At 28.5% G+C, this 26,052-nt stretch carries 20 protein-coding genes; 13 read left to right on the plus strand and 7 right to left on the minus strand.

Annotated elements, in window-relative coordinates:
• The first annotated feature begins 2 nt into the window (after positions 1-2).
• A complete protein-coding gene (locus tag C4S75_RS09080; protein ID WP_105297975.1) occupies positions 3-815 on the plus strand; it encodes a peptidase M12 in 813 nt (270 codons plus the stop codon).
• 97 nt (positions 816-912) lie between these two features.
• On the plus strand, positions 913-2,193 hold the full coding sequence (locus C4S75_RS09085) for a matrixin family metalloprotease (protein ID WP_105297976.1): 1,281 nt from the start codon (positions 913-915) through the stop codon (positions 2,191-2,193).
• 82 nt (positions 2,194-2,275) lie between these two features.
• Here C4S75_RS09085 and C4S75_RS09090 read toward each other — a convergent pair whose 3' ends face one another.
• Entirely contained in the window at positions 2,276-3,868 is a 1,593-nt protein-coding gene (locus C4S75_RS09090) for a peptide chain release factor 3 (RefSeq protein WP_105297977.1), read from the minus strand.
• 377 nt (positions 3,869-4,245) lie between these two features.
• On the opposite strand from C4S75_RS09090, the gene C4S75_RS09095 reads away from it, so the two are divergent.
• From C4S75_RS09095 to C4S75_RS09120, 6 genes are all read left to right on the plus strand, one after another.
• Positions 4,246-5,304: a nucleoid-associated protein gene (locus C4S75_RS09095; RefSeq protein WP_105297978.1), complete on the plus strand. Its 1,059-nt coding sequence runs from the start codon at positions 4,246-4,248 to the stop codon at positions 5,302-5,304.
• A 54-nt stretch (positions 5,305-5,358) separates the two neighbouring features.
• The gene (locus C4S75_RS09100; RefSeq protein WP_105297979.1) at positions 5,359-5,988 is read left to right on the plus strand and encodes a 4'-phosphopantetheinyl transferase superfamily protein; all 630 of its coding nucleotides are present in this window, start codon (positions 5,359-5,361) and stop codon (positions 5,986-5,988) included.
• A 50-nt stretch (positions 5,989-6,038) separates the two neighbouring features.
• On the plus strand, positions 6,039-7,913 hold the full coding sequence (locus C4S75_RS09105) for a glycosyltransferase (protein ID WP_105297980.1): 1,875 nt from the start codon (positions 6,039-6,041) through the stop codon (positions 7,911-7,913).
• A gap of 67 nt (positions 7,914-7,980) precedes the next feature.
• On the plus strand, positions 7,981-8,457 hold the full coding sequence (locus tag C4S75_RS09110) for a CYTH domain-containing protein (RefSeq protein WP_105297981.1): 477 nt from the start codon (positions 7,981-7,983) through the stop codon (positions 8,455-8,457).
• 896 nt (positions 8,458-9,353) lie between these two features.
• Positions 9,354-9,566 (plus strand): hypothetical protein, encoded by a 213-nt coding sequence (locus tag C4S75_RS09115; protein WP_105297982.1) that lies wholly within the window; start codon positions 9,354-9,356, stop codon positions 9,564-9,566.
• Between the two features lie 51 nt (positions 9,567-9,617).
• Complete coding sequence (locus tag C4S75_RS09120) at positions 9,618-10,802, plus strand: MFS transporter (protein ID WP_105297983.1); 1,185 nt, start codon at positions 9,618-9,620, stop codon at positions 10,800-10,802.
• A 2,644-nt stretch (positions 10,803-13,446) separates the two neighbouring features.
• Here C4S75_RS09120 and pncA read toward each other — a convergent pair.
• Positions 13,447-14,046, minus strand: coding sequence for a bifunctional nicotinamidase/pyrazinamidase (gene pncA / locus C4S75_RS09125; protein ID WP_105297984.1), 600 nt, complete (start codon positions 14,044-14,046; stop codon positions 13,447-13,449).
• A gap of 164 nt (positions 14,047-14,210) precedes the next feature.
• Between pncA and pncB the strand changes: the two genes are divergently transcribed.
• Positions 14,211-15,380: a nicotinate phosphoribosyltransferase gene (gene pncB, locus C4S75_RS09130; RefSeq protein ID WP_105297985.1), complete on the plus strand. Its 1,170-nt coding sequence runs from the start codon at positions 14,211-14,213 to the stop codon at positions 15,378-15,380.
• Between the two features lie 135 nt (positions 15,381-15,515).
• On the opposite strand, the gene C4S75_RS09135 is transcribed toward pncB, so the two are convergent.
• Both C4S75_RS09135 and C4S75_RS09140 read right to left on the minus strand, forming a co-directional pair.
• Complete coding sequence (locus tag C4S75_RS09135; RefSeq protein WP_105297986.1) at positions 15,516-16,400, minus strand: GRP family sugar transporter; 885 nt, start codon at positions 16,398-16,400, stop codon at positions 15,516-15,518.
• Between the two features lie 26 nt (positions 16,401-16,426).
• A complete protein-coding gene (locus tag C4S75_RS09140; RefSeq protein ID WP_105297987.1) occupies positions 16,427-17,206 on the minus strand; it encodes an SDR family NAD(P)-dependent oxidoreductase in 780 nt (259 codons plus the stop codon).
• A 520-nt stretch (positions 17,207-17,726) separates the two neighbouring features.
• On the opposite strand from C4S75_RS09140, the gene C4S75_RS09145 reads away from it, so the two are divergent.
• The 4 genes from C4S75_RS09145 to C4S75_RS09160 all read left to right on the plus strand — a co-directional run bounded on the left by C4S75_RS09145 (position 17,727) and on the right by C4S75_RS09160 (position 23,174).
• Positions 17,727-18,779, plus strand: a complete 1,053-nt coding sequence (locus tag C4S75_RS09145) for a lactonase family protein (RefSeq protein ID WP_105297988.1) — start codon at positions 17,727-17,729, stop codon at positions 18,777-18,779.
• Between the two features lie 117 nt (positions 18,780-18,896).
• Positions 18,897-20,189 (plus strand): phosphopyruvate hydratase, encoded by a 1,293-nt coding sequence (gene eno / locus C4S75_RS09150; RefSeq protein WP_105297989.1) that lies wholly within the window; start codon positions 18,897-18,899, stop codon positions 20,187-20,189.
• A gap of 334 nt (positions 20,190-20,523) precedes the next feature.
• Positions 20,524-21,807, plus strand: coding sequence for a citrate synthase (locus C4S75_RS09155; RefSeq protein WP_105297990.1), 1,284 nt, complete (start codon positions 20,524-20,526; stop codon positions 21,805-21,807).
• Positions 21,808-21,905: 98 nt separating this feature from the next.
• Positions 21,906-23,174 carry a DUF2851 family protein gene (locus C4S75_RS09160; protein WP_105297991.1) on the plus strand — a complete coding sequence of 423 codons (1,269 nt, stop codon included), beginning with the start codon at positions 21,906-21,908 and terminating at the stop codon, positions 23,172-23,174.
• A gap of 121 nt (positions 23,175-23,295) precedes the next feature.
• Here the strand turns inward: C4S75_RS09160 and C4S75_RS09165 are convergent, their stop codons facing one another.
• The 3 genes from C4S75_RS09165 to gldN all read right to left on the minus strand — a co-directional run bounded on the left by C4S75_RS09165 (position 23,296) and on the right by gldN (position 26,049).
• The gene (locus C4S75_RS09165; protein WP_105297992.1) at positions 23,296-23,964 is read right to left on the minus strand and encodes a rhomboid family intramembrane serine protease; all 669 of its coding nucleotides are present in this window, start codon (positions 23,962-23,964) and stop codon (positions 23,296-23,298) included.
• Position 23,965: 1 nt separating this feature from the next.
• Entirely contained in the window at positions 23,966-25,009 is a 1,044-nt protein-coding gene (locus C4S75_RS09170) for an FAD-binding oxidoreductase (protein ID WP_105297993.1), read from the minus strand.
• A 104-nt stretch (positions 25,010-25,113) separates the two neighbouring features.
• A complete protein-coding gene (gldN, locus tag C4S75_RS09175) occupies positions 25,114-26,049 on the minus strand; it encodes a gliding motility protein GldN (RefSeq protein ID WP_105298159.1) in 936 nt (311 codons plus the stop codon).
• Positions 26,050-26,052 lie beyond the last annotated feature (3 nt).

Below are 26,052 nucleotides of genomic sequence, written 5' to 3' on the forward strand. Positions count from 1 at the left end.
TTATGAAAAATTTTACTTTTTTTTTACTATTATTTACATCTGCTTTCCTGGTTTCTTGTGATGAGGAATCATTAACTTCTGACATTTATCCTGAAAACAAATCCTCAGAAACTGAAAAATTTTGTGTGGATGCCTTTTTACCCGGAGATAATTTTCAGACCTCAGAATTGGATAAGGAAGTTTCCGGTTACGGTGTAACTACAGTTGTAAAAAAATGGAATCCCGGGGATACTATTAAAATTAAATTTCTAAATGGTTCAAAATTTTTGCAAGATAAAGTGAGAAAATATGCAAGCGAATGGCTACAATACGCTAATTTAAATTTCAAATATGTTGCTGCGGATCAATATGCCGATATTAAAATCAATTTTGATAACAGTGGAAAATCATGGTCTTATGTGGGCACCGATTCAAAATATATTTCTCAACATAATCCTTCATTGAACTTTGGTTGGTTTACGGATTTTACTCCTGAAAATGAATTATCTAAAACAATTCTTCATGAATTCGGTCATGTTCTTGGATTACATCATGAACATCAAAACCCTAATTCAAATATAAAATGGAATAAACCGGTAGTATATGCTTATTTTGAAGGTGCACCTAATTATTGGAATAAGGATAAAGTGGATTTTGAAATTTTTTATAAATACAGCAAAGCTTTAACTAACTATTCGGCATTTGATAAACATTCTATCATGCTTATTTCATTTCCTGCTTCATTCACCTTAAATCATTGGTATAGTCAACCCAATTATAAATTATCTTCTACAGACAAGAAATTTATTGCTAAGCAATATCCAAGAAATAAATAAATGTTTAAAATCACTTTATATAACTCCAATTATTTTATATAAAGTAATATTCTTAAACATTTATCCTGGATTTATAAAACCTTAAAAAATCTTAAATATGAATAAATTTTCCTACATATTTTTATTAAACGTAAGCCTATTGGTATATATGGTTTCCTGTACTGAAGATTCATTAAATTCTGATATTGTTCCGGACAAAAGTACAGCTCAAAAAGAACATTTTTGTTTAGATGCTTATTTACCAAATGACATTATTCAACCCCAAGATTCAACTCAAGAAGTTATTGCTAATGGAGTAATTAATAAATTTAATAAATGGAATACAGGACAAACTATAAAAATTAAATTTTTAAACGGAAACTCTTATTTACAGAATAAAGTAAAACAATTTGCCGGTGAATGGTTGAAATATGCTAATTTAAACTTTGAATATGTTCCTGCTTATCAATATGCTGATATAAAAATAAATTTTGATAATAGTGGTCAGTCTTGGTCTTATATTGGAACTGATGCTAGATTTATTACTCAACGTATTCCTACCATGAATTTCGGGTGGTTTACAGATTCAACTCCTGATTACGAGTTTTCAAGGACAATAATTCACGAATTCGGACATGCACTTGGTTTACAACATGAGCATCAAAGCCCCGCTGCTAATATTCAGTGGAATAGACAGAAAGTATATGAATATTATGCCGGAGAACCTAATTATTGGAACCAAGCGTATGTTGATAGTAATGTTTTAAATAAATATAATTCAACTACAACTAATTATTCTTCTTTTGACAGTCAATCAATCATGCTTTATTCTATTCCTGCATCTTTAACTTTAAATGGGTGGTCAAGCGATTGGAATACCGCACTTTCCGAAATGGATAAAAGATTTATATCTGAACAATATCCCGGTAGGTATGCCTATGTGGAAACAAAAAATTTCTACAGATATAATATAAACGGACAGCATTTTTATACATCTAATTATAATGAATTAGGAAATAAACATTTTGAAGGGATATTAGGAAAAATATATGCTAATCAAGTTGAAGGATCTTATCCTATATACAGATATTATAATTTTTTAAACGGTGATCGTTTATCTACACTCGATTGGAACGAATTAAAAAACGGTGGACAAGGAGGATGGATTTTTGAAGGCATATCCGGTTATGCATTCAATACTCAAAAACCGAATACAATTCCGGTTTATCGTTTTTACAAATCATATAAAAAGAAATCGGATCATTTGCTCACCACCAACAAAAATGAAATTAAAATCTGGATTTCCGAAGATGGTTCGTTAGTTTTAGGTAAAGGTAAAAGTTATATTCCCATTAATATCTATAGATATGAAGGCATAGCATTTTATATTTTAAGATAATAGTAACAGATACTATTGTTCGTCAAAAAAAGAGAGCTAAAAAATTTTAGCTCTCTTTTACAATACTTTTTATATATTTTACCTAAAATTCATTCGTAAAATGAAGTTTTACCGATGGAAATTTTTCTTGAGTCATAGTTATACTAAATGCTGAATCAGCTAAGAACACTAATTGCCCAAACTTATCTTTAGCTAAGAATTTTTGTTTCACCCGCTTAAATTCTAAAAATTCCGATGATTTTTCATCCTCTGTTTCCACCCAACATGCTTTATGTATATGAATTGGTTCATAACTGCATTTTGCTGAATACTCATGTTCTAAACGATATTGTATTACTTCAAATTGCAGCGCACCCACTGTTCCTATGATTTTCCTATTATTCATTTCCAACGTGAATAATTGTGCAACTCCTTCATCCATTAATTGATCAATACCTTTTGCCAACTGCTTTGTCTTCATAGGGTCTTCATTATTTATATAACGGAAATGTTCCGGTGAAAACGATGGAATTCCCTTGAAGTTTAATTTTTCTCCTTCTGTTAAGGTGTCCCCGATCCTGAAATTACCGGTATCGTGCAAACCAACAATATCTCCTGGAAAACTTTCTTCCACAACTTCTTTTTTATCGGCAAAAAAAGCTGCAGGACTGCTAAATTTCATTGTTTTATTTTGACGAACATGCAGGTAATTGGTATTTCGTTTAAAAGTTCCGGATACAATTTTCACAAAAGCTAAACGATCTCGGTGTTTAGGGTCCATATTGGCATGAATTTTAAATACAAATCCCGTAAAACTCGTTTCTTCCGGTTTTACTAATCGTATATCGCTCATTTTAGGAAGCGGATTAGGTGCAATTTCAACGAATGCATCTAATAATTCCTGAACTCCAAAGTTATTTAATGCGGAACCGAAAAATACCGGCTGTAAGGTTCCGTTCAAATATTCTTCTTTTGAAAATTTTGGGTAAACCGAGTGTATTAATTCTTGTTCATTCCTAAGATTTTCAGCTGCTTGGTCGCCAATAAGTTCATTGACTATTGGATCATTAATATCTTTAATCTCAATACTCTCTCCTACTTTTTGTTTTTTTTCTTCGGTGAAGAATTTAAAATTATTCTCCCACATATTAAAGATTCCTTGAAAATCTAATCCCATACCGATGGGCCAAGATAATGGTGTAACCCTTAATTGTAACTTTTGTTCAACTTCATCTAATAAATCAAAAGCATCTTTACCCTCGCGATCGAGTTTATTGATAAATACCAACATAGGAATATTCCTCATTCTACAAACTTGAACCAATTTTTCGGTTTGTTCTTCAACTCCTTTGGCTACATCTATAACAACAATTACTGAATCTACGGCAGTTAGTGTTCTATAGGTATCTTCGGCAAAATCTTTATGCCCGGGTGTATCTAATATGTTTATTTTTTTTCCTTTATATTCAAAGGCTAATACAGAAGTAGCAACCGAAATACCTCTTTGTCTTTCAATCTCCATAAAATCTGAGGTTGCTCCTTTTTTGATTTTATTGCTTTTTACAGCTCCTGCTTCTTGAATTGCTCCACCAAATAAAAGTAATTTTTCTGTTAAGGTTGTTTTACCAGCATCTGGATGTGATATAATTCCAAAAGTTTTCCTTCTTTTAATTTCTTTTTCTAGAGTGGTTCCCATATTTTATTAAATGTTTGCAAATATAAACTATTTAAAATTTCTAATTTTAATGTAACTGTTTAGTTTTTCGTAGAATTTCCGTAATAAATAAGATAAAAAATTAATAAAAATTCTATTCAATTTTTTTAGAAGAATATTAGAGTCAATTTATAAATGTTTTTATTTTAAATAACTTTAACTGAATTCTAAAAAAATATTGATATCGTTTTAAATGAAAATAAGATTTTTTGATTTTGGATTTCACTAATTTATTTTAAGACAAGGAGTTTGTTTTGAGTAAATTACATTATTTCATTAATCAAAATAAATTAGTAATGAATATTATTTACTGATATTTTTAAATGAATTACTTTTGTAATTCTTTATCAGGCAAATTTATGACGATTAATTTAAAACATGCTGTAATTTCCAAATTAACTTTACAATTTTCCGGTAATAAACTACGTGAAGAAAAAAACATTTATGCCGGTGATTTATTTCATTTAAATGAAAAAGAGGAAGAGGCTATGCAACCCTATTTTCTTTCTCCTTTTAAAAAAAATTTGGAATACTATGAATTTACTCATTATACCCAAGACATAAATTTTAATATTTTATATTCTTTATGTAAAGATGTTTTTGAAGATGCTATCGATTTTGTAAGTTTTTCAGACAAAGTTTTGGATCATCTTTACGAAAGATCTAATCACCCACAAATTAAAAAAGGCGAAATTTTTATTGCTTTATTCAATGATATTGATATTGGACAGGAATCTAATATTTCCGGCATCGGGATATTCAAACTTGAAAATAAGAACAAATTTCTTCGATTTAAGCATTCTGACATTGTTGAATGCGCCATACAGAAAGGTTTTCGATTAGATTCATCCATTGATAAGAGTTGTTTAATACTCAATACACATAAAGAAAGTGGTTATAAAATATTGGTACATGATGATGCTCATGTTGAATCCGAATATTGGAAAAAGTCTTTTCTGGAAGTAGATTATATTAAAGATGATTCGTATCAAACAAAAAATTATATTAATTTATTATCTGATTTTTCACAACAAGTAATTTTTGAGGAAAAAGGAAAAAAAATTCAAACTGAATTTATCAGTAATTGTCTTCAAGTATTCAATGAAAACGAAACGATAACTGAAGAAATTTTAGAAAAGGAATTATTGGAAAATTATGATATGGTTAATGAATTCAAATCATATAAAAAAGATTATTCAGAAAACTCGGGGGTTCAATTTTCGGAAATTTTTGATGTGTCAACCAATGCATTAGCTAGGGAAAAAAGAAAAATTAAAACTGATATCAAATTAGATACATATATTCAAATTAAATTAGACATTAACAGACCTGAAGCTTCCGAAGATTTTCTTGAGCAAGGGTATGATGAAGAAAAGAAAATGTTTTATTACAAAGTATTTTACAATTCAGAGTTATAAGAGAATTATTATAATTTTATATATTTACTTACTAATCTATTTAAATTATCTTAAATGCCTATTGTAGATTTTATTATACCTGATTATTTTACGAGAATAGTTACTTGGAAAGTCAGTGAAACTAATGAGGAATTGTTACGGATATTAAAATTAGATAACATAAGACAAGGTAAATATGATTCCTTAACCCCTAAAAGAAAACGAGAATACTTGGGATTACGAGCTTGTTTGATGGCTTTAGGTTTAGATAATACCGTGAAATACACTAAAGAAGGAAAACCCTATGTTGAAGGAACTTACAATATTTCCGTATCTCATTCACATGGGGTAGTTTGTGTTGGTGCTTCGTCTTTTAATATTGGAGTAGATATTGAATTGGAAAGAGATGAAAAAATTAATACTATAAAATATAAGTTTATTCGAAAGGATGAATTTGAATTCATACCGAAAGGTGAGGAAAAGGACTATTATCATATTTTATGGGGATTAAAAGAAGCCTTATATAAAATACACCATGGAAACTTATGGTCTTTTTTAAATCACTATAGAGTAGAACCCTTTCAATTGAAAAGTGATAAACCTATTGTATGTTGGATTATTGATGAAAAAGCGAGTGTTAAATATTATGCCTACTATAGAAAAATAAATAATTATTACATGACCTATGTTCTTAATTATGAATAATTTTTTTTTTCTAATTTTGCCGAACTATTTTATAACTAAATATTATATTTTTGAAAAAAGCATTAATTATACAAAATAAATTTATCGGGGATGTTTTAGTGGCCAGTGTACTTGCTAAAAATTTAAAAAAAATATTTCCCAACATCGAAGTTCATTTTTTTTGTTATAACAATGCTAGTTATATCCTTCAAAACAATCCTTATATCGACAAAATAATTGAGTTTGATGATATTGAATTAAAAAAGCTTTCTGTTTTATGGAAGTATACAAAATATATTAAAAATGAAAAATATGATATACTTTTAGATCCTTACGCTAAATTACAAAGTCGTTTCATAACTTTGTTTTCTAAAGCTAAGAGGAAAATTAGTTATGATAAGCCTTTTTTTAAATATTTTTATACGGATGTTTTTGTAGAGGAAAAGTTTCCTAAATTTATCCATTGTACTTCTATTGAAAATAGATGCCTTTTACTTTCTCCTTTTGTAGATGATATCACAAAAATTGATTTTCAAACCGAAATATTTTTAACTGATCAAGAAATTAATAATGCTAAAAAATTAATGATCAGTTCCGGAGTCAGTTTTATTAAACCGGTCCTAATGGTTGGTATATTGGGAAGCAGTTTAAAAAAATCTTGGCCTCTATCGTATATGGCGGAGTTAATCAATTACTTGTTAAAATATTATGATATAGATATTTTATTTAATTATATTCCTAGTCAGCAAAAAGAAGCGGATGATCTTTTAAAAGAAATTGAACATAAAGAAAAAATATTTACTTCCATTCTTGGAAATAATATTCGAGAATTTGCTTCCATTTTATCTAATTGCAATGCACTTATAGCCAACGAGGGAGGAGCTGTTAATATTGCAAAGGCTATACAAAAGCCCACTTTTTCAATTTTTTCCCCACACAAGTTCAGAAAAGATTGGGGATGCTATGAAAATTTATTTATTCATAAGAGTTTTCATCTTATGGATATATATCCTGAAATTTATACGGAATATCCTCTTAAAGAAATTTTACGTAAGCCTGAACCTTTTTATAAACTAATGAAACCGAAAATGTTACTTGGCAAAATTGATCATTTTTTACAAAATATCTTAGGAATTGAGAAAACAAATTCCTATTTACCTCAAGAAATTAAAGACAATAAACCAAAAATCACCGCTTTATGTATCACATATAATGAAGAAGATAATGTAGATCGTTTTATGAAAGACATTTCTTTTGCCGATGAGATAATTGTAGTGGATTCATTTAGCACAGATAAAACTAAGGAACGTTTCAAAAAATATCCTAATGTAATTTTCATTGAAAGAGTATTTGATAATTTCACTAATCAAAAGAATTTTGCAATTGAACGCGCAACTCATGAATGGATCGTCTTTTTTGATTTAGACGAACATATCCCCACTCCTTTAATTAATGAAATTTTAAATACTGTAAATTCCCTTAACCCTAAAGACGCCTATTGGATAAAAAGAAATTTTTACTTTAAAGACAAACTCCTGAAACATAGCGGATGGAAGAATGATAAAGTAATACGTTTATTTAAAAAGGATAAATCCTTATATAAAAGCAGTAAACTTGTTCATGAAGAAATAGAATGTAAAACCGAACCGGGTTATTTAAAAAATAGATTGGACCATTACTCTTTTAATTCTGAAAAAAAATATTTAGATAAGTTAGATAAATATTCCCGACTTAAAGCTAAAGAACTATTTGAAAAAGGTAAAAAATCTAATTTTCTACATCACTATATTAAACCTATATATCGTTTTCTCCATCATTATATTATTCAATTTGGTTTTTTAGATGGAAAAGAGGGATATATTATTTCTAAAATGTATTCTCAATATGTTTCCGACAGATATAAATATTTAGATCAACTTTGGAAAGCTAAAAAGAATAAAAATTAACTTCAAAAATTTGTATTTTTTTATAATTTACAAATGAAATATTCAATAAAATTGTTTATTACATCATATGGGACAAGAAATTGAAAGGAAATATTTAATTACAGGAGAATTTAAATCGAAGGCTATTAAAAGTTTACAAATTAAACAAGGATATCTATCTTCAATACCTGAAAGAACTGTACGTGTTAGAATCCAAGACGATCAAGGTTTTTTAACCATTAAAGGTTCAAATAAAAAAAATAGTATAAGCAGATTTGAGTGGGAAAAGGAAATCACAAAAGAAGAGGCTAATGAACTTATACAATTATGTGAAGTAGGTATTATAGATAAAATAAGATATATTGTTCCCTTTGGAGATAAAATAATTGAAGTAGATGAATTTTACGGGGAGAACGAAGGACTAATCCTTGCAGAAATTGAATTAGATGATGAAAATGAAAATATTGAGAAACCGAATTGGTTAGGGAAAGAAGTCACAGATGATCCCAAATATTACAATTCAGTGCTTATGAAAAATCCTTATAAAAATTGGGATAATAAATAATTTTTATTTTAACATAATCTTACAATTAAATTTATTAAACTAAATTTTAAATTATTAAATAATTTACCAATCACCATTGAAATAGCTAATAATACAAGAATATTTAAAGTGTTTTTATTTAATAATTTAATTGTTACTTTTAATATAATTATTTAATTAAAAACTTAAATAAAAATTATATTCACAAACAGTAGTATATTGAATCATAGCAACATAATAAATATATTATACTGATTTATATAGAATGACAATTAATAGTTGTCTTTTACAATTTCAACTCACCCGAATTTATATTATATTAAATATTTATAATGGTATAATGGCATAGATTTTGTCCTATATATCTAACCAAAACATTATCAAATTTGTACTATATTCTAGTGTTGTGGGAGGAAATAGTCATTCTGCTATTGCTGGTGAAAGGGAAATACTTTCCAATTTAATCAATGAAATGTTGCAGCAAGGTTTGATGCAATTTTACTAAATGTTGATTGGGATAATTTATTTGATCCATCACGAACCTCTAGATATCAATTACCTCACGAGACTAATTTGCAAGCATCAGTGGTATAATGATTAGTTTTTTTATCTTGCAATCATTTAATTAGAGGCTCAATTAATAGTTTAATAATTAATCACCATCAAACCGAATGGTCGGCACAGTTCGAAAATGAGGAGGTTCTAGAAGATGCTATTTCTTTTATACAAAATGTAGCTTGGAAATCAATTCGTAAATATATTGCCTTACATATATGATGAAAGTGCTGGTATTATTTACTTATCAGGTAGAAAAACATTAAGATTAACAGTACATGAAAAAACGAGATTAAAAGGATAAACCTGCTATTTATACATTAGGACATAGTGGTGGTAATCAGTTTTCTCAACATGTTTTGTTGGGTTGTCTTCAATCCAAAGATATTATTTTTGAAAGCTTTGCAGAATTTACTATACGTAATAATGTTGTTCCTGTTCAGCTTAAGTCAGGTGAGTCATATCTTTTATTTGATTGGTTAGTTGGTTCACAACAGCCATTATGTATGGTTGAGCTGGGACTTATACCAACTGAAGAGTTAATAAATGAAGCTTTAAATAACATGCATAATTGAATAAACATAATTAATTTATTAAATCAATTTCATATAAAAGGAGTGAATGTTATGCATCTACCATCGAAAAATATTATTGTGTTGGCTGTGGGACAGGCATTAACTACAACTGTTGTTTCGATGCTAACAACCGTCTCAAGCCTTTCCGGTTCATATTTATCACCCAGCCCTTCACTTAATACACTACCAGTAACTGCTACAGTTATTGGTACTTTATTGATGATATATCCTGCCTCATGGTTGATGGGGATACTTGGTCGTAAAGGTGGATTTATATTTAAAGCCGGTGTGGGAATTTTAGGAGGAATAATATGCTGTTCAGCCTTGTTGTTGAATCATTTTTATGTACTCGTCCTAGGGGCTTTGTTATTAGGTATTTTTAGTGCTTTTGGTCAATATTATCGGTTTGCTGCAATTGATGCCGCTAAAAACCCAAAGGAGCATGCTTCTGCAATATCTGTTGTAATGGGGGCCGGTGTGATAGGTGGTATCGCCGGTCCTTTTCTCAGTAGTCACTTTTCCGAGCTATTTTCACCGGTACCCTACGCTGGTTCTTTTGTAGCTATTATTGCTGTTTGTGTTTGTTTAGCCTTATCACAGTTATTCCTTTCCAGTGATTTAGGACGTACGGTTAGCCCTACTCCAGATGTAATTAAAACATCAGATCACAAACATAAGTTATTAAGCTCGAATTTTATTCAGATTAGTATTATTTGTACTATTGCTTTTGCTGTAATGACTCTAACCATGAATGCCGCACCATTATCATTGCATAAATCTTGCTTTGCTTTAACGACTGCATCTATTGTCTTGCAGGTACATTTTATTATGATGTATTTGCCGTCCTTTTTTAATCCTAGCTTAGTGAAAATTATTGGGCTTAAGGGGCTAGTTACCATCGGAGTTTTAAGTAGTGCATTAGGTTGCTTATTAACTTTATTACCTAACCAAACTCTTGAAATTTATATGATTGAACTCGGCTTATCCGGTATAGGATGGAATTTTATGTTCAATGGAGGAACACTTCTATTGACAAAAACATACAGTCCAGCCATGAAAACAAAAGCTCAAGGATTAAACTCCTTATTTGTATATACAGGTAATATCGTTGCTTCATTTTCAGCCGGCGCTTTAATGTACCTATCTGGCTGGCAACTAGTTAATTTAATTTGTATTCCATTACTATGTACATCCATATTTATTTTATGGAAACTAAGACTTGGTAACATTACTTGATTAATATTCACTTTAAGCTTACTTTTAGTGAACTGCTGAAATAAGTTACATTTTCAATTTTTATTATTTATAAGATAAAATAAGTCGATTATCAGCAAAATGAAGGTAATATCTATTCTTCTTACTAAAGTTCTTCGGAAATAGTATTAATATCTAGATATAAGAGACGATCCGGATGGATTTTTACTTGCTATTGATAATATACTGCTGCTTACCTCCGGCCGGACGATAATAATAACGATCAACAACCATTAACCAGTTTTTAGAGGGTTTATAGTGCTGTCTTAATAAACTGGCAGCAATATACAAATGGGTATACAGCTCAAGTAATTAGCAATTAGATTTAACTCGTTGTATAAAATAGTTAATATTCATTTGCCCAAGTCCTACATCAATGCGTTAAGGTACTGTTTCTTTAATGTTTGAAGTTTTTAGCAGGCTTTTGCTTCAGTTTTTAAACCAATAGGCTTTACCGGCACTATTGAGTGTTCAAGTCCAATGTTCATAAGACAGTGAATTTTTGTTGTAGTTAGTTTTAAGCTCTGTTATTTTTAATAGGGCTTTTTTTTATTTAAAACAAAAAATTAATTCTGACATTTTCACAATACTCATCATACAATTATAATTTTTTAAGGATATTTTAAACCTTATATTTAAAATATTTAATTTACTTGCGCAACTAAATGGCACAAATATTGTTTTACTATAAATGTTCATAAGGCAGTGAATTTTCGTAGTAGTTAGTTTTAAACCCCATTAATTATGGGGTTTTTTATTTATATATTTAAAATATTGATAATATTTATTTTACAAAACACCTTATGATATATTTATTACTATTTTCATAGTAGTAAACATTAAATTTTAAAATTTATAAATTACTTCCGCAACTCAATGGCACAAATATTGCCTTACTTAAAATGTTCATAAGGCAGTGAATTTTCGTAGTAGTTAGTTTTAAGCCCTGTTATTATTAATAGGGCTTTTTTATAATCTTAATTAAAATTTTATCTTATACAATTATATCATCCCCAAAATTTTATAACATTTAATTATTCTAGAATAAATATTATATACAAATAACAATTTCATAAAATTATGGCATGAATTTTGTTTTAAAATAATTGTTCATAAGGCAGTGAATTTTCATAGTAGTTAGTTTTAAGTCCCGCATTCATTTGCGGGACTTTTTTTTATTTAAGTCATTTTATCAATATATTATTTTAATTATATAATAATATTATTAAAATTATAATATATTACTATCATATGATTATATATTATGGCATGAAATTTGTTTTTAAATAATTATTCATAAGGCAGTGAATTTTCATAGTAGTTAGTTTTAAGTCTCACTTTAAGTAGTGAGACTTTTTTATTTAAAGTAATCAATAAGACATATTATTTCATAACGTATAAAATTTTACCATATTTATAATATATAAATAAATTAAATATAACTATTATGGCATAGAATTTGCCTATAAACAATTGTTCATAAGGCAGTGAATTTTCATAGTAGTTAGTTTTAAGTCTCACTTTAAGTAGTGAGACTTTTTTTATTTAACAAAATTTAAAAGATTATTATTTCATATAATATATAACATTAATTATATTATTGCATTTAATTAAATTAAATATAATTTTTATGGCATGAATTTTGTTTTCATATAAATGTTCATAAGGCAGTGAATTTTCATAGTAGTTAGTTTTAAGTCCCACTAATAATAGTGGGACTTTCTTTATTTAGTACTTTATTTAAACAATATTATTTCAATTGCAAATTTATTATCAATAGATTATTACAATTAAATAAATTAAGCACAAATATTATGGCATAAATTTTGTTTATACATAAATGTTCATAAGGCAGTGAATTTTCATAGTAGTTAGTTTTAAGTCCCATTATCATTAATGGGACTTTCTTTATTTAGTACTTTATTTAAAATATATTATTTCAATTACAAAATTATTATCAACAGATTATTACAATTAAATAAATTAAGCACAAATATTATGGCATGAATTTTGTTTTAATATAAATGTTCATAAGGCAGTGAATTTTCATAGTAGTTAGTTTTAAGCCCCGTATTACGGGGCTTTTTTATTAACAGAAAAATTATTTTTAACTAAATTCATTATCGAATTAGTCAGCTAAAAAAATACAATTGAATAATAAGTTTGATTTGAGATAAGTTTTTTTTAAATCCCGTTCTTTTTAAATTGATAAGAACTTTATTAATAAATTAAATACAGAATATTATTATTTTTCCAATATATGCTTCATATTATTCTTTTAAATAATTATTTGTTGAAATAATTTAAAATGGAAGATTTTATAACATATTAGATCAAAAAACGTTAATTCATATTCATTTTAAAAAGAAAAATAATTTATTTACTAAAAATTATCTTAAAAATTATATAAACACATATAATTTATAATAATTAAACTAGTTGAAATTTTATGGCATGGAATTTGTCTAACTATAAATGTTCATAAGGCAGTGAATTTTCATAGTAGTTAGTTTTAACCCCGTTCTATAACGGGGTTTTTTTATTATGATTAAATAAAACAATAAAATCAATAGTATATATACTTATACTAGTATTTAATTTTAAAATAATTCTAAAAATATTATTGTTATATTTTTTCAATAATATTACCTCCACTTTGTATAAAATTTCTTTTAATATTTTCAAAATTTGATACATCAATAGCTTTTGTAGCATTTTCAATAATAGTGGATGTAAATCCTAATTCCAGAGCATCTTTGGCTGTAAAGTAAACACAATAATCAGCCGCTAATCCACAGACAAAAATTTCTTTCACCCCTCTCCCCTTTAAAAAATCTCCTAAACCCGTACATTTTAATTTTCCATTATCATAAAAACCACTATAGCTGTCAATAATAGTATTCATTCCTTTTCTGAAGATCGCTTCTATTTTATTTTGATTCAGTTCCGAAGATATTTCGGCTCCAAAAGTGCCTTGAACGCAATGATCCGGCCATAGAACCTGTTCTATACCATTTAAATCTATTTTGTCATACACGCTTTTATTACTATGTTGCGAAGCAAAACTTTTATGTCCTTTGGGATGCCAATCTTGAGTGGCAACAACCAAATCAAATTTTTCCTGAATGGAATTAATAATGGGGATTATTTCTTTACCCCCTTGTACGGCTAAGCTTCCTCCTTGAAGAAAATCGTTTTGAATATCAACTACTATTAATGCTTTCATTTTAACCCTATATTGTTTTTGATCCGATAAATATAATCTTTTTATTTTTATCTTATATTCGATAAAAACAAAAGGTTTTATTAATTAAATGGCTTATTAATAATAGTTTTAATCATAAAAATTGTAACTTTGACAAATACCTTTTTAGAAAACATATTTTAATTATGATAATTAAGCATTTTACAGACAACGATTTATATAAATTTTCAGTAATGCATGCCATTCAAAAATTATATCCATGGGCATATGTTAGATATGACTTTATAAATCGAGGAAAAGATGATTTTCCAAAAGGTTTTGCAGAAAGACTGAAAGAAGAAATAAATAAAATGATTAGTTTGAAATTAACTAATGATGAAAAAAATTTTATTTTAAAAAGATGCTATTTTTTAGATCCGTTTTTTGTAGATTTTTTAGAAGGGTACAGATACAATCCTGATGAAGTTCATATTTCCCAAGAAGGCGGAAAATTAAACTTGTATGTTGAAGGATATTGGTATAGAACTGTCTTATGGGAAGTTCCGCTTATGGCTATGATATCGGAATTGTATTTTGAAATGATCGGCACAAAGCCAAAAGATATTGAAATTAAAGCTAAAGAAAAAGCGATTGGACTTAAAAATTTAAAAGCCGATTATTCTGAGTTTGGTACTCGTAGAAGGTATTCTTTCGATGTTCAAGATAAAGTTGTAGGAGTATTAAAGGAAAATTCCGATAAATATTTTAAAGGAACCAGCAATGTATATCTTGCCATGAAATATAATACAACTCCAATCGGCACTATGCCTCATGAATGGTTTATGTACCATGGAGCTTTATTCGGTTATCGCTCAGCTAACATTAAAGCTCTGGAAGCTTGGGTGGATGTTTTCCAGGGAAGCCTGGGTATTACCTTAACGGATACCTATACAACACAATCATTTTTTAAATCTTTTAATTTAAAATTGGCAAAATTATTTGACGGAGTGCGTTGTGACAGTGGAGATCCACTAGAATTTACAGAAAAAACTATTGATTTTTATAAGAAAAATAGAATCGATCCTTCTTCAAAAACTATAGTATTTAGTGATTCATTAAATTTAAATGAGGTTAAAAAAATAAAAGAACATGTCAAAGACAGAATCCATGACACTTATGGCATCGGGACATACTTGTCTAATGATGTGGGTGTTAAGCCTCTTAATATGGTAATTAAATTAACTCATGTAAAAGAAAAACCTTCTGATGATTATTTAAATGCTGTAAAGTTATCTGATGTTTTAGGTAAAAATACAGGAGATGAAAATGAAATCAATTTCAGCAAATTATCCTTAGGCTTAAATGAAAATATTTGATTGTAATTTCTATCTAATTACAACTCATATATTATTCAATTATATTTTTTATAGCGTATAAATATTATCACTAGTTTACATATGAGAAATTGTTTCTCATATGCCTCAATAAAGACTAATGTATCTATTCCTAACTTAGGATTTATCGAATACGCCTGACAAATAAATAAAAAACAATCCTACCACGATCACAGTCATACCAATTATAGATGATATCCACTCTTTTTTGGTTTTTCTTTCTTCGTTAAAATAAACTCCCGCAATTACCGAAACAATTATAGATGCTTGACCAACCGGATAAGCTACTGATAAGCCTAATTTCATTTGAGAAATTAAGATAGCTAAATTACCTATAGCCCACACCACCCCTACAACACTATTTTTCAAAGAATTAAGATTATAGGGATTTACTTTGAAATATAAAAATGCTATAATATTAATACCTAGTAGTTGGCCAACAGATTGAGGTAAAAGACTCGACCAACTATCAATATTATAGTATTTTAAAATACCAACATATAATGTAAAACCTAAGGATGATAATAAATTAACTGATATTCCTTTACTCCAATTTATTTTTTTAGCATCATCATTTTCAATTACTTCCTTATATGACGTGAAAATAATTCCTACAATAATTAACGCCAATGCGGTAAAACCAAATATTTTTGAAGTAAGAGTAGACCAATCTCCTAAAAATACTCCTAAAATAGAAGTACCTATGATCTGAGTCCCATTGGATATTGGCATTGATTTTGAAACTCCCAAATATTTCAATCCCATAAATTGTCCAACCGATCCGATTGTCCAAAATAATCCGGATACGATTCCAATTCCTATAATATGAAGATTTAAAGCAGGATGTTTAATGGCATATATAACGCAAGCAAATATAAAACTCCCTATTGCAATACCAAATGATTGTTCTATAACCTTTCCACCTATTAGGGTAGCAATAACGGGAACAAAACCCCAAGATAAAATAGGAATACAGGCTATTAAAAAGTCTGTAATATTCATATTTTAAAGATATAGTGTGAAATCACTTAGGCATTTTGCCCTAATATTGACAATGCTCCATCTACTGTATAAGTTGAACCCGTAACGTAAGAACTTGCATCGGAAGCTAAAAATAAGGCTACATTAGCAACTTCTTCCGGTGTACCGCCTCTTTTCATAGGGATAATATCTTCTTTTTCTTTTAATAATTTCGCTTCATCTGTAAATTGTTTATTGATAGGAGTAAGTATCATTCCCGGAGCAATATTATTAACCGTTAATTCTCTTGATGCTAATTCAATAGCCAAAGTTCTTGCCAAATTCCTCATTCCGGCTTTAGCTGTATTATAATCAGCATCTCCCGGTCTGCAAATATATTCATGTATAGAAGTCACATTAATAATTCTTGATCCTTTATATGAATTATTTTTTTTCTTAAGTTTTAAAAATTCTTTGATACAATAGAACGGTCCATATAAATTGGTTTTTATAGTTCTATCCCAATCTTCCAAGTTCATATCCTCCACATATGTATTTTTACCATTAATTCCCGCATTGTTAACTAAAATGTCTATATCGTTAAAATCTTGATTAACCAAATTGAAAAAACTTTGCGTTTCATTATAGTCTGAAACATTCACCTGATATGCTTTAACTTTTACGTTCAATCCTGATAATTCTTGCACCAAATTTTCTGCTCTTTCCTTTCCCGAATGATAAGTTATAATAACATTAGCGCCTTCATGCGCAAATTTTTCCGCAATAGATTTACCAATACCTGAACTTGAACCTGTAACTAATGCTGTTTTATTTTGTAAAATTCCCATGTTTAATTATTTAATATTATATTATTTATAAATTGATGAATTTATTTATATTTATTATTTTATTATATGATTCATTTATCACATTACTATTTTATATTACTAACTAAGTAAAGTATTAAATGAAATTTTTAAATTCCTTAATTACACTTTTTGTTCCTTAAATAATTTCTATTTATTTATAATTTAAATAACACTTATTTAGATTTCTTTGCCAAAAATTATGTAGTAGTAAGTAATTGTTGTAGAGTAGTTAAGTTATAAGATATAAAAACAAAATTTTTACGTCTTAATTTCGAAAAAACTCAAAAAAAGAAGCTATAAAATATATGTTTTTTAATGTTATATCAAATATTGTACTTAACTGAAAAAAACAGAAATAAATATTCATTATATAAACCAGGAAATTATGTTATAAAGTATTTTTACTTTATTTATATTTCAAAATTTTAAAAATAAAAATAATTTTATATAAATATTTTTTAATAATTTTAAATAATTATTTTAATACTAAAAAAACAAAATGAAATTTTATTTAGTTATAGGTACTTATACTGATGGAGAAAGCAACGGTATCTATATATATGATTTTGATTCAGAAACCGGAAGTACTTCATTTATTGATAATGTTTCAGTTAATAATCCATCCTATTTGGTTATTAACCATAAAAAAAATCATATATATTCAGTTAGTGAAAATGATGATAAAGAAAGTTCCATAGTAAATTCCTTTTTATTTGATAAAGCTTCCGGAAAAATTTCCTTTCAAAACTCACAGGCAGCCTATGGCGCTGCACCTTGTTATATTACTATTGAATATCAAGATAAATACATAGTTACGGCAAATTATATAGGAGGAAGTATTTCTGTTTTTAAAACAAAACCTGACGGAAGTTTAAGTCCCATGATTCAACAGGTTAATTTTTCGGGGAGCAGCGTACACGATGTACGACAAAATCAATCGCACCTTCATTGCGTGGTGTTCTCTCCCGATTATAAATATCTTTTTGCTACGGATTTAGGAAGTGACAGAATTTATAAGTTCAATGTAAATTATTCCACAGAAAAGAATTTTCTAACGTTTTTTGATCCGGCTTATATAAATGTTGCACCCGGTTCAGGACCTCGACACCTCGTATTTCATCAAAATAAAAAATTTGCTTATCTAATTAATGAATTGGGTGGAACAGTAGTTGTTTTTAAATATGAGGATGGAAATTTAGAAGAAATTCAGACGACTGTTTCTGATGAATATAAGGCCGAGGGAAGTGCAGATATTCATATACATCCTAATGGCAAGTTTTTATATTCTTCCAATAGATTAAAAAAAGATGGAATATCAATTTTCAGTATCGATCAGAATACAGGTAAATTAACTCCCATTGATTATGAAAGAACTAATATCAATCCCAGAAATTTCGTTATATCTCCTAATGGTAAATTTTTGATAGTAGCTAATCAAGATAGTGATACCATTCAAATATTTTCCGTTGACCAAAATACAGGATTTTTACAAGACACCAATCAAAATATAAAAATTGATATGCCGGTCTGTTTAAAATTTATTTCTCCATAAATAATTTTATATTTTATAGCATCAACAATACAATAAAAAATAAACTTTTCATAACCTCTATATATTAATAAATGAGTATTTTTGTATAAAATTTTAACAAACAAATTTTATAATATTATGAGTCTAATAGCACAAATTCATGCAAGACAAATCTTGGATTCCAGAGGAAATCCAACAGTTGAAGTTGATGTAATCACCGAATACGGTACTTTGGGTAGAGCAGCTGTTCCATCTGGAGCATCAACCGGTGAATATGAAGCTGTTGAATTAAGAGATGGAGGAAAAGAATATTTAGGTAAAGGAGTTTTAAAAGCTGTTGAAAATGTAAATGATGTTATTGCACCTGAATTAGTTGGAGTTGATGTCTTTGAACAAGCTTTAATAGATAAAACAATGATTGACCTGGATGGTACACCTAATAAAGGTAAATTAGGTGCTAATGCTATTTTAGGCGTATCTTTAGCTGTTGCTCAAGCTGCTGCTAAAGAATTAGGATTACCATTATATCGATACGTTGGAGGTGTAAACGGTAAAGTTCTACCTGTTCCAATGATGAATATTATCAACGCAGGTGCGCATTCTGATGCTCCTATTGCGTTTCAAGAATTTATGATTATGCCGGTTGCTGCAGATTGTTATTCTACTGCTATTCGTATGGGAACTGAAATTTTCCATTCTCTTAAAAAAGTTTTACATGACAGAGGTTTAAGTACTGCTGTAGGTGATGAAGGTGGTTTTGCTCCTAACTTTAAAAATATTGAAGATGCATTAGATACCATTTTAGATGCTACCAAAAAAGCAGGATACACTCCGGGTCAAGATGTTATGCTAGCTCTAGATTGTGCTTCATCTGAATTCTTCAAAGACAATAAATATGATTATTCTATTTTTGAAGGTCAAGGAGGTAAAGTAAGAACCAGTGAAGAGCAGGCTTCTTATTTAGCTGAATTAACTGAAAAATATCCAATTATTTCTATTGAAGACGGAATGGATCAAAACGATTGGGAAGGTTGGAAAATACTTACTGAAAAAATCGGTAAAAGAGTTCAATTAGTAGGTGATGATTTATTTGTTACCAATGTTAAAAGACTTGAAGACGGTATTAAACAAGGAGTAGGAAACTCAATCTTAATTAAAGTTAATCAAATCGGAACTCTTACAGAAACTATTGATGCTGTACAAATGGCTCAAAATGCCGGATATACTGCAGTAATGTCTCACCGTTCCGGTGAAACAGAAGATAATACGATTGCAGATCTTGCCGTTGCATTAAACTGTGGTCAAATTAAAACAGGTTCTGCTTCTAGATCAGATCGTATGGCTAAATACAACCAATTACTAAGAATTGAAGAAAACTTAGGAGAAGTTGCTGTTTATCCTCAATTCAAAGCTTTTAAAGTTAAAAGATAATTTATTTTATAAATAAAGATAAACGGAAAGATTAGTTAATTCTTTCCGTTTTTTTATTGCATAAATTCTCGACTAAATTATCTCCATTAAAAATTATTGACTTATATGGGAAGAATAAGAATTTTTTGGGATTTCCTCCCATATTTGATAAGTACACTTATCCATACTTCCAAAAAATTATAAAAATAGACGATATTTATTTTAACTTTTTCTTCTAATTTACTGTTTTTGAATGTTTTTTTTCAATATTTCTTTTATAATTTTTTTTCTACTAATTTTAATTTCATATATTCAAGGAATAAAACAACTAATAAAATAAGAAAGAAAATAAAATATGTCAGACACAGTAAAATTATCCTATGAAGGCAAAGAATATGAATATCCCATTGTTGAGAGTGTTATTGGCGACAGAGGCATAAATATATCCAAATTACGAGATGAAACCGGACTAATTACTTTAGATGTCGGCTTCAAAAATACAGGTTCAACTAAAAGTAAAATTACATATCTTGATGGAGATTTAGGTCAATTATATTATCGAGGATATCCCATTGAACAAATTGCTAAAAAATCAACCTTCACCGAGGTTATGTATTTATTGTTAGAAGGGGAGCTACCTACTCTGGAACAATTAAACAGATTTGAAGCGGACATAAAAAAGAATAGTTTGGTAAGTGAAGAAATGAAACAAATTTTAAAAGCATTTCCTCGCTCTGCTCATCCAATGGGTGTTTTATCTACCCTTACCAGTTCCTTAACTGCTTTCAATCCTCACGCTGTTAATGTTAAATCTGAAAGAGATCTATATAACGCATATACCTTATTATTGGGTAAATTTCCTGTATTATGCGCTTGGACATACCGATTAAAATTGGGTTTACCTTTGAATTATTCTAACAACAGACTGGATTATCCTCACAACTTTTATCAAATGATGTTCAGAATGCCAACTGAGGATCTAGAAATTGATGAAGTAGTTGTTGATGCCATCAACAAATTGCTTATACTTCATGCTGATCATGAGCAAAATTGCTCTGCGTCGACTGTCCGAATGGTAGGTTCAGCTCAGACCGGATTATTTGCCTCAATATCTGCAGGAGTTTCAGCTCTTTGGGGACCTTTACACGGAGGAGCTAATCAAGCAGTAATCGAAATGCTCGAAATGATTAAAAATGACGGAGGTGATCTTCAAAAATGGATTGATAAAGCAAAATCGAAAGATGATAGTTTCCGTCTTATGGGATTTGGACATCGGGTATACAGAAATTTTGATCCTAGAGCTAAGGTAATAAAAAAGGTGGCAGACGATGTATTCAATAGATTAGGTGTTGAAGATGAAACCCTTGAAATTGCTAAGAAATTAGAAGAGGTAGCTTTAAATGATCCTTATTTTATTGAGAAAAAGCTTTACCCTAATGTCGATTTTTATTCCGGAATTATCTACAGAGCTTTAGGCATTCCTACAGAGATGTTTACTATTATGTTTGCTTTAGGCAGATTGCCCGGGTGGATTGCTCAATGGAAAGAAATGAGAATGAATAATGAGCCTATTAACAGACCAAGACAAATTTATATCGGCAGTCCTAAAAGAGATTATATCGATATAGATAAAAGATAAAAATATCAATTCATTGTAGAAAAAGTTTTAGTAATTAGCTAAAACTTTTTTTATTTTCATTAAATTTATCTTATTAATTACCTGAATAAGACTAAATTATGAAAGAAAAGTTACTGCATTATATTTGGCAATTTAAAAAATTTAACACTTTAGAGCTGTATACTAATGATGGCAAAAAAGTTGAAATAATTCAAGCGGGAACTTATAATACGAATGAAGGCCCGGATTTTATTTTTGCTAAGTTAAAAATAGATGATATTGAATGGAACGGTAATGTTGAAATTCATGTAAAATCATCGGATTGGTTTAAGCATAAACATGATCTCAATAATTATTACAAAAATATAATTCTTCACGTTGTATACGAAATTGATAATAATAACGATAAAATCCGAAATTTATCTTTTCCTGTTCTTGAATTGAAATCCTATATTTCCAATGAGATTTATAATAATTATGAATTTTTGGATCATCAAACATTCAAATTTATCCCTTGCGAAAATTTAATTGACACCTCATTAATTTCTGATATTTTTTCTTTCTCAGAAAATTTATACTTGGATAAATTAAAAAATAAATGTGAACGTATCTATGAAATTTTGAAAAGAAAAAAGAATGATTGGGAAGCCACCCTAACTACTGTTTTAGGGTATACATTAGGTCTCAAAATAAATGCTTATGCATTTGAATATATATTTTTATATTTAGAGTATGGGATTATCAGAAAAATTTCAAAAAATCTTTTTCAAACCGAATCTTTATTATTTGGAACAACTCATAAACTGGAAAATAGCGTTGATACGTATCCTCAAGATTTATATAAAGAATTTAAATTCTTGCAATCAAAATTTAATCTACCGGAAAAAATTACTGATGTAAAATATTTGAGATTAAGGCCTTCAAATTTTCCTACCATTAGATTATCCCAACTTGCAAACATTATCTCTACTTATCAAAATTTATTTTCTTATATCATAGGTATCAAATCTGTAAATCAGTATTATCGGCTATTAGATGATGTCAAAGCATCCGGCTATTGGAATGATCATTATGTTTTTGATAAAAAAACATCGTCAATTTCTGAAAAAAAATTATCTAACTCACTAAAAGATTTGCTAATATTAAATGCATTTCTTCCCATAAAATATGCTTATTCTTTAAGTATAGGAAAACCTATGGAAGAAGAAATTTTTGAAATACTTTCTGAAGTTAAAGCTGAAAATAATTCGATTATAAAAAGTTATAATCAATTAGGTATTAAAATTAATTCTGCTTTAGACTCTCAAGCATTTTTATATTTATATGAAAATAAGTGTTTAAAAAAACAATGTTTAAGCTGTAAAATAGGATATAAGATTTTAAAGTAAATTAAGTAATTGTTTCTATGATTATTTTAACCAATTAAATTATATCTTAAATTTTAATTATAATACAATCACTATTACTTAAAATAAAAAACATTTAAAAATTATGGTTGATTAAAAGTGCTTATTCTTTGCGTTTATTAACAATTAAGTAGATTAAATATGCGATAGGAATTAGCATTAATAATAAATAAATGGGTCTAAAATTAGTAAAAGGATAATAGGGATACTCACTAACAAACAAGAGCCCGCAAAGAATACCAAAAAGTGCTCCTCCTAAATGAGCATCATGTCCAATATTACCCAATTGAGTCTTCATTCCATATAAAGAATAGGTTAAATAAACAACACCAAAAATCCATCCCGGAATAGAAAATGGTAAAGGAAAAATTCCTATTGAAATTTCTGAATTTATAATAATTGTAGCAAATAAGATCCCGGATACACCACCTGAAGCTCCTATTGCACTATATTGTGGATTATTTTTATACATCCATAATGCCAATAAATTACCGCTTATAATGGATCCGAAGTAAGTTATAAGAAAAAATAGGTTTCCATAATTTAGTAAAAAGACTGAAAAAAAATAAAAGGTATACATATTGAAAAACAAATGAGCAATATCTCCGTGTAAAAATGCTGAAGTAATCATCCTTTCCCATTGTTTTCCTTTTAAAATAGCATCGATGTTAAACTTATAACGGTTAAAAAAATTCTGATCTTTAAATCCTTTAAAACTAAGTACACTGGTAATTATAATAATACCTATTACAATAATATTTGAATTTTCCATTTTATAAATTAAATCTATTAATATTTACTTCTGACATTAATTCTTTTCCATTTTCCATATAATCAAATAACTCTTCAGCCATAATAGGGGCTAACATAACTCCCCTGCTGCCCAAACCATTAAATATAAACATATTTTTATGTTCAGAATGCTCTCCTAATAAGGGTCGACGATCAATAACTGTAGGTCGTATTCCTGCGAATTTTTTAATAATTTTATAATCAATAGTTAAAAATTTATTCAAATTATTAATTAGTTCGCTTTGTCCTTCTTCAGATATTTCATCATTTACTTCACGATAATGATAAGTAGCTCCTATATAATAATAGTCTTTTTCCATAGGCATAATAAAAACTTTAGCTTTAACGATATCAGTGAGGCCTAATCCATTGGCATGAATTACCATGGTTTCCCCTTTGACACCTTCCATAGGAAGATAGCTAAAAAAAGGGTTATACTTTAAAGCATATCCATCACAAAATACGACTTTTTTAGCTTTAATCCCTTTATATTCATAATGATTTATCTCATTATTTAATTGATTAAAATCAAAAATATCATCAATTATCCTATTTTCGTTAAGTAAAAATTTTCTAAATTCCCTTAAAAGTTCTCTAACAAATATCTTTCCTGCCTTATAAACTCTTCCCATTCCAAATTTTGCTATAATATTTGGATTGATCGAATCATAAATTTCAGGATCTAAAAAAGGTTTTAAATTTTCATTCCTTACAGACTTTTTTTTCCAAGTTTTAACTTCGTCCTCATTCGCAAAAATTCTGTATAAATTTGAATTATAAACTAGTTTTACCTGTAATAAATCTTCAAATTCTGTAAATTCTTCACGTAATTTATCAATTTCAATTTCTGCGTTCCAAACGGGCGTAAATCGTTTTAACACCACGGGATTATACATTCCCGATGAAACAAATGAAGCCGAATTGGAAACTATATCCATTATTTTAAATGATTTGTTTTCTTTATATAATTTATGAGCCAAACAGGAACCTGCCAATCCTTGACCTATAATAAGATAATCTAGCATACTTTTTATATTATCGGAAGTAGTGTATTTTATTTGTAAAGTTAAAAAAAAAGTCCTGAATCAATTTGTGTGATTCAGGACTGTATTTTATTAAAATTCATTGATTAATAATTCCACATATTGTTTTCTTTCTGTAGAATTTCATTTTTAATTCTATTACTTTCTTCAAGCTGAGATTTTGCATCTCCGGGTATATAATTTGATATCAACCCGTCACCATATTCAGATTGTGATTTATAAATAATGGAACTGAATCGTCTTGCGTTAAGAACATCATCATAGGTAATTGCTGAAGATCCGTTTTTAGGATTATACACTGTACAACTGGATAAAACCTCTCTGGCTCCCGGATAAAATATCCAAAATAAGTCGATCAACTCTTCATCTCCTTGATATCCAAGCATAGCAGCTTCTGAAAGCCCCATGACTTGAGGATCCGGTCCCATAGGTGCAATTCCTAATAAACGATATTTCATTTGACCTAATCGTTTATCTATATACCACATTCCCTTAATCTTAATTAATTTCACGCTACGTGTATCTGTTTTAAAATGATCTACTCCTTCAACCAAATCTTGAGCAGTAATTTCTTCCCCGGAAGCTCTTTTATCTTGAAGCCACTCGGATTCTCTTATTGCTTGGATTTTATTTTGAAGATTTTCGGGTGAAATTCTTGATGTAAAGTTATCATCATCATATACTTCAGTTATGTTTCCTGAATCAATACCCTTAAAAAGAGCATCGTATAGGGAGATATAAGTAGCTGAAACATCCTCATAAGAATAGTAATAAGGTTGATTTAATTTTTCATTTAAATCTATAATCTCCCATACTACTTTAGACCATAAAATATCTTTATCTTCAATATACCCATAGGGTAAGACAGTCGGAGCAGTAGAAATTGTATCCGTTCCATTTACAATATCATACCTCTCTTCTCTCATTTCTCTTAATTCAACAGGGGACTTTGCATTTAAGATATTTTGTGCAAATGCTCCTGAACTTATTAAGACTGTTAAGCTAAGTAATAAAGATTTCATGTT

Source organism: Apibacter sp. wkB309, assembly GCF_002964915.1.
GTDB lineage: Bacteria > Bacteroidota > Bacteroidia > Flavobacteriales > Weeksellaceae > Apibacter.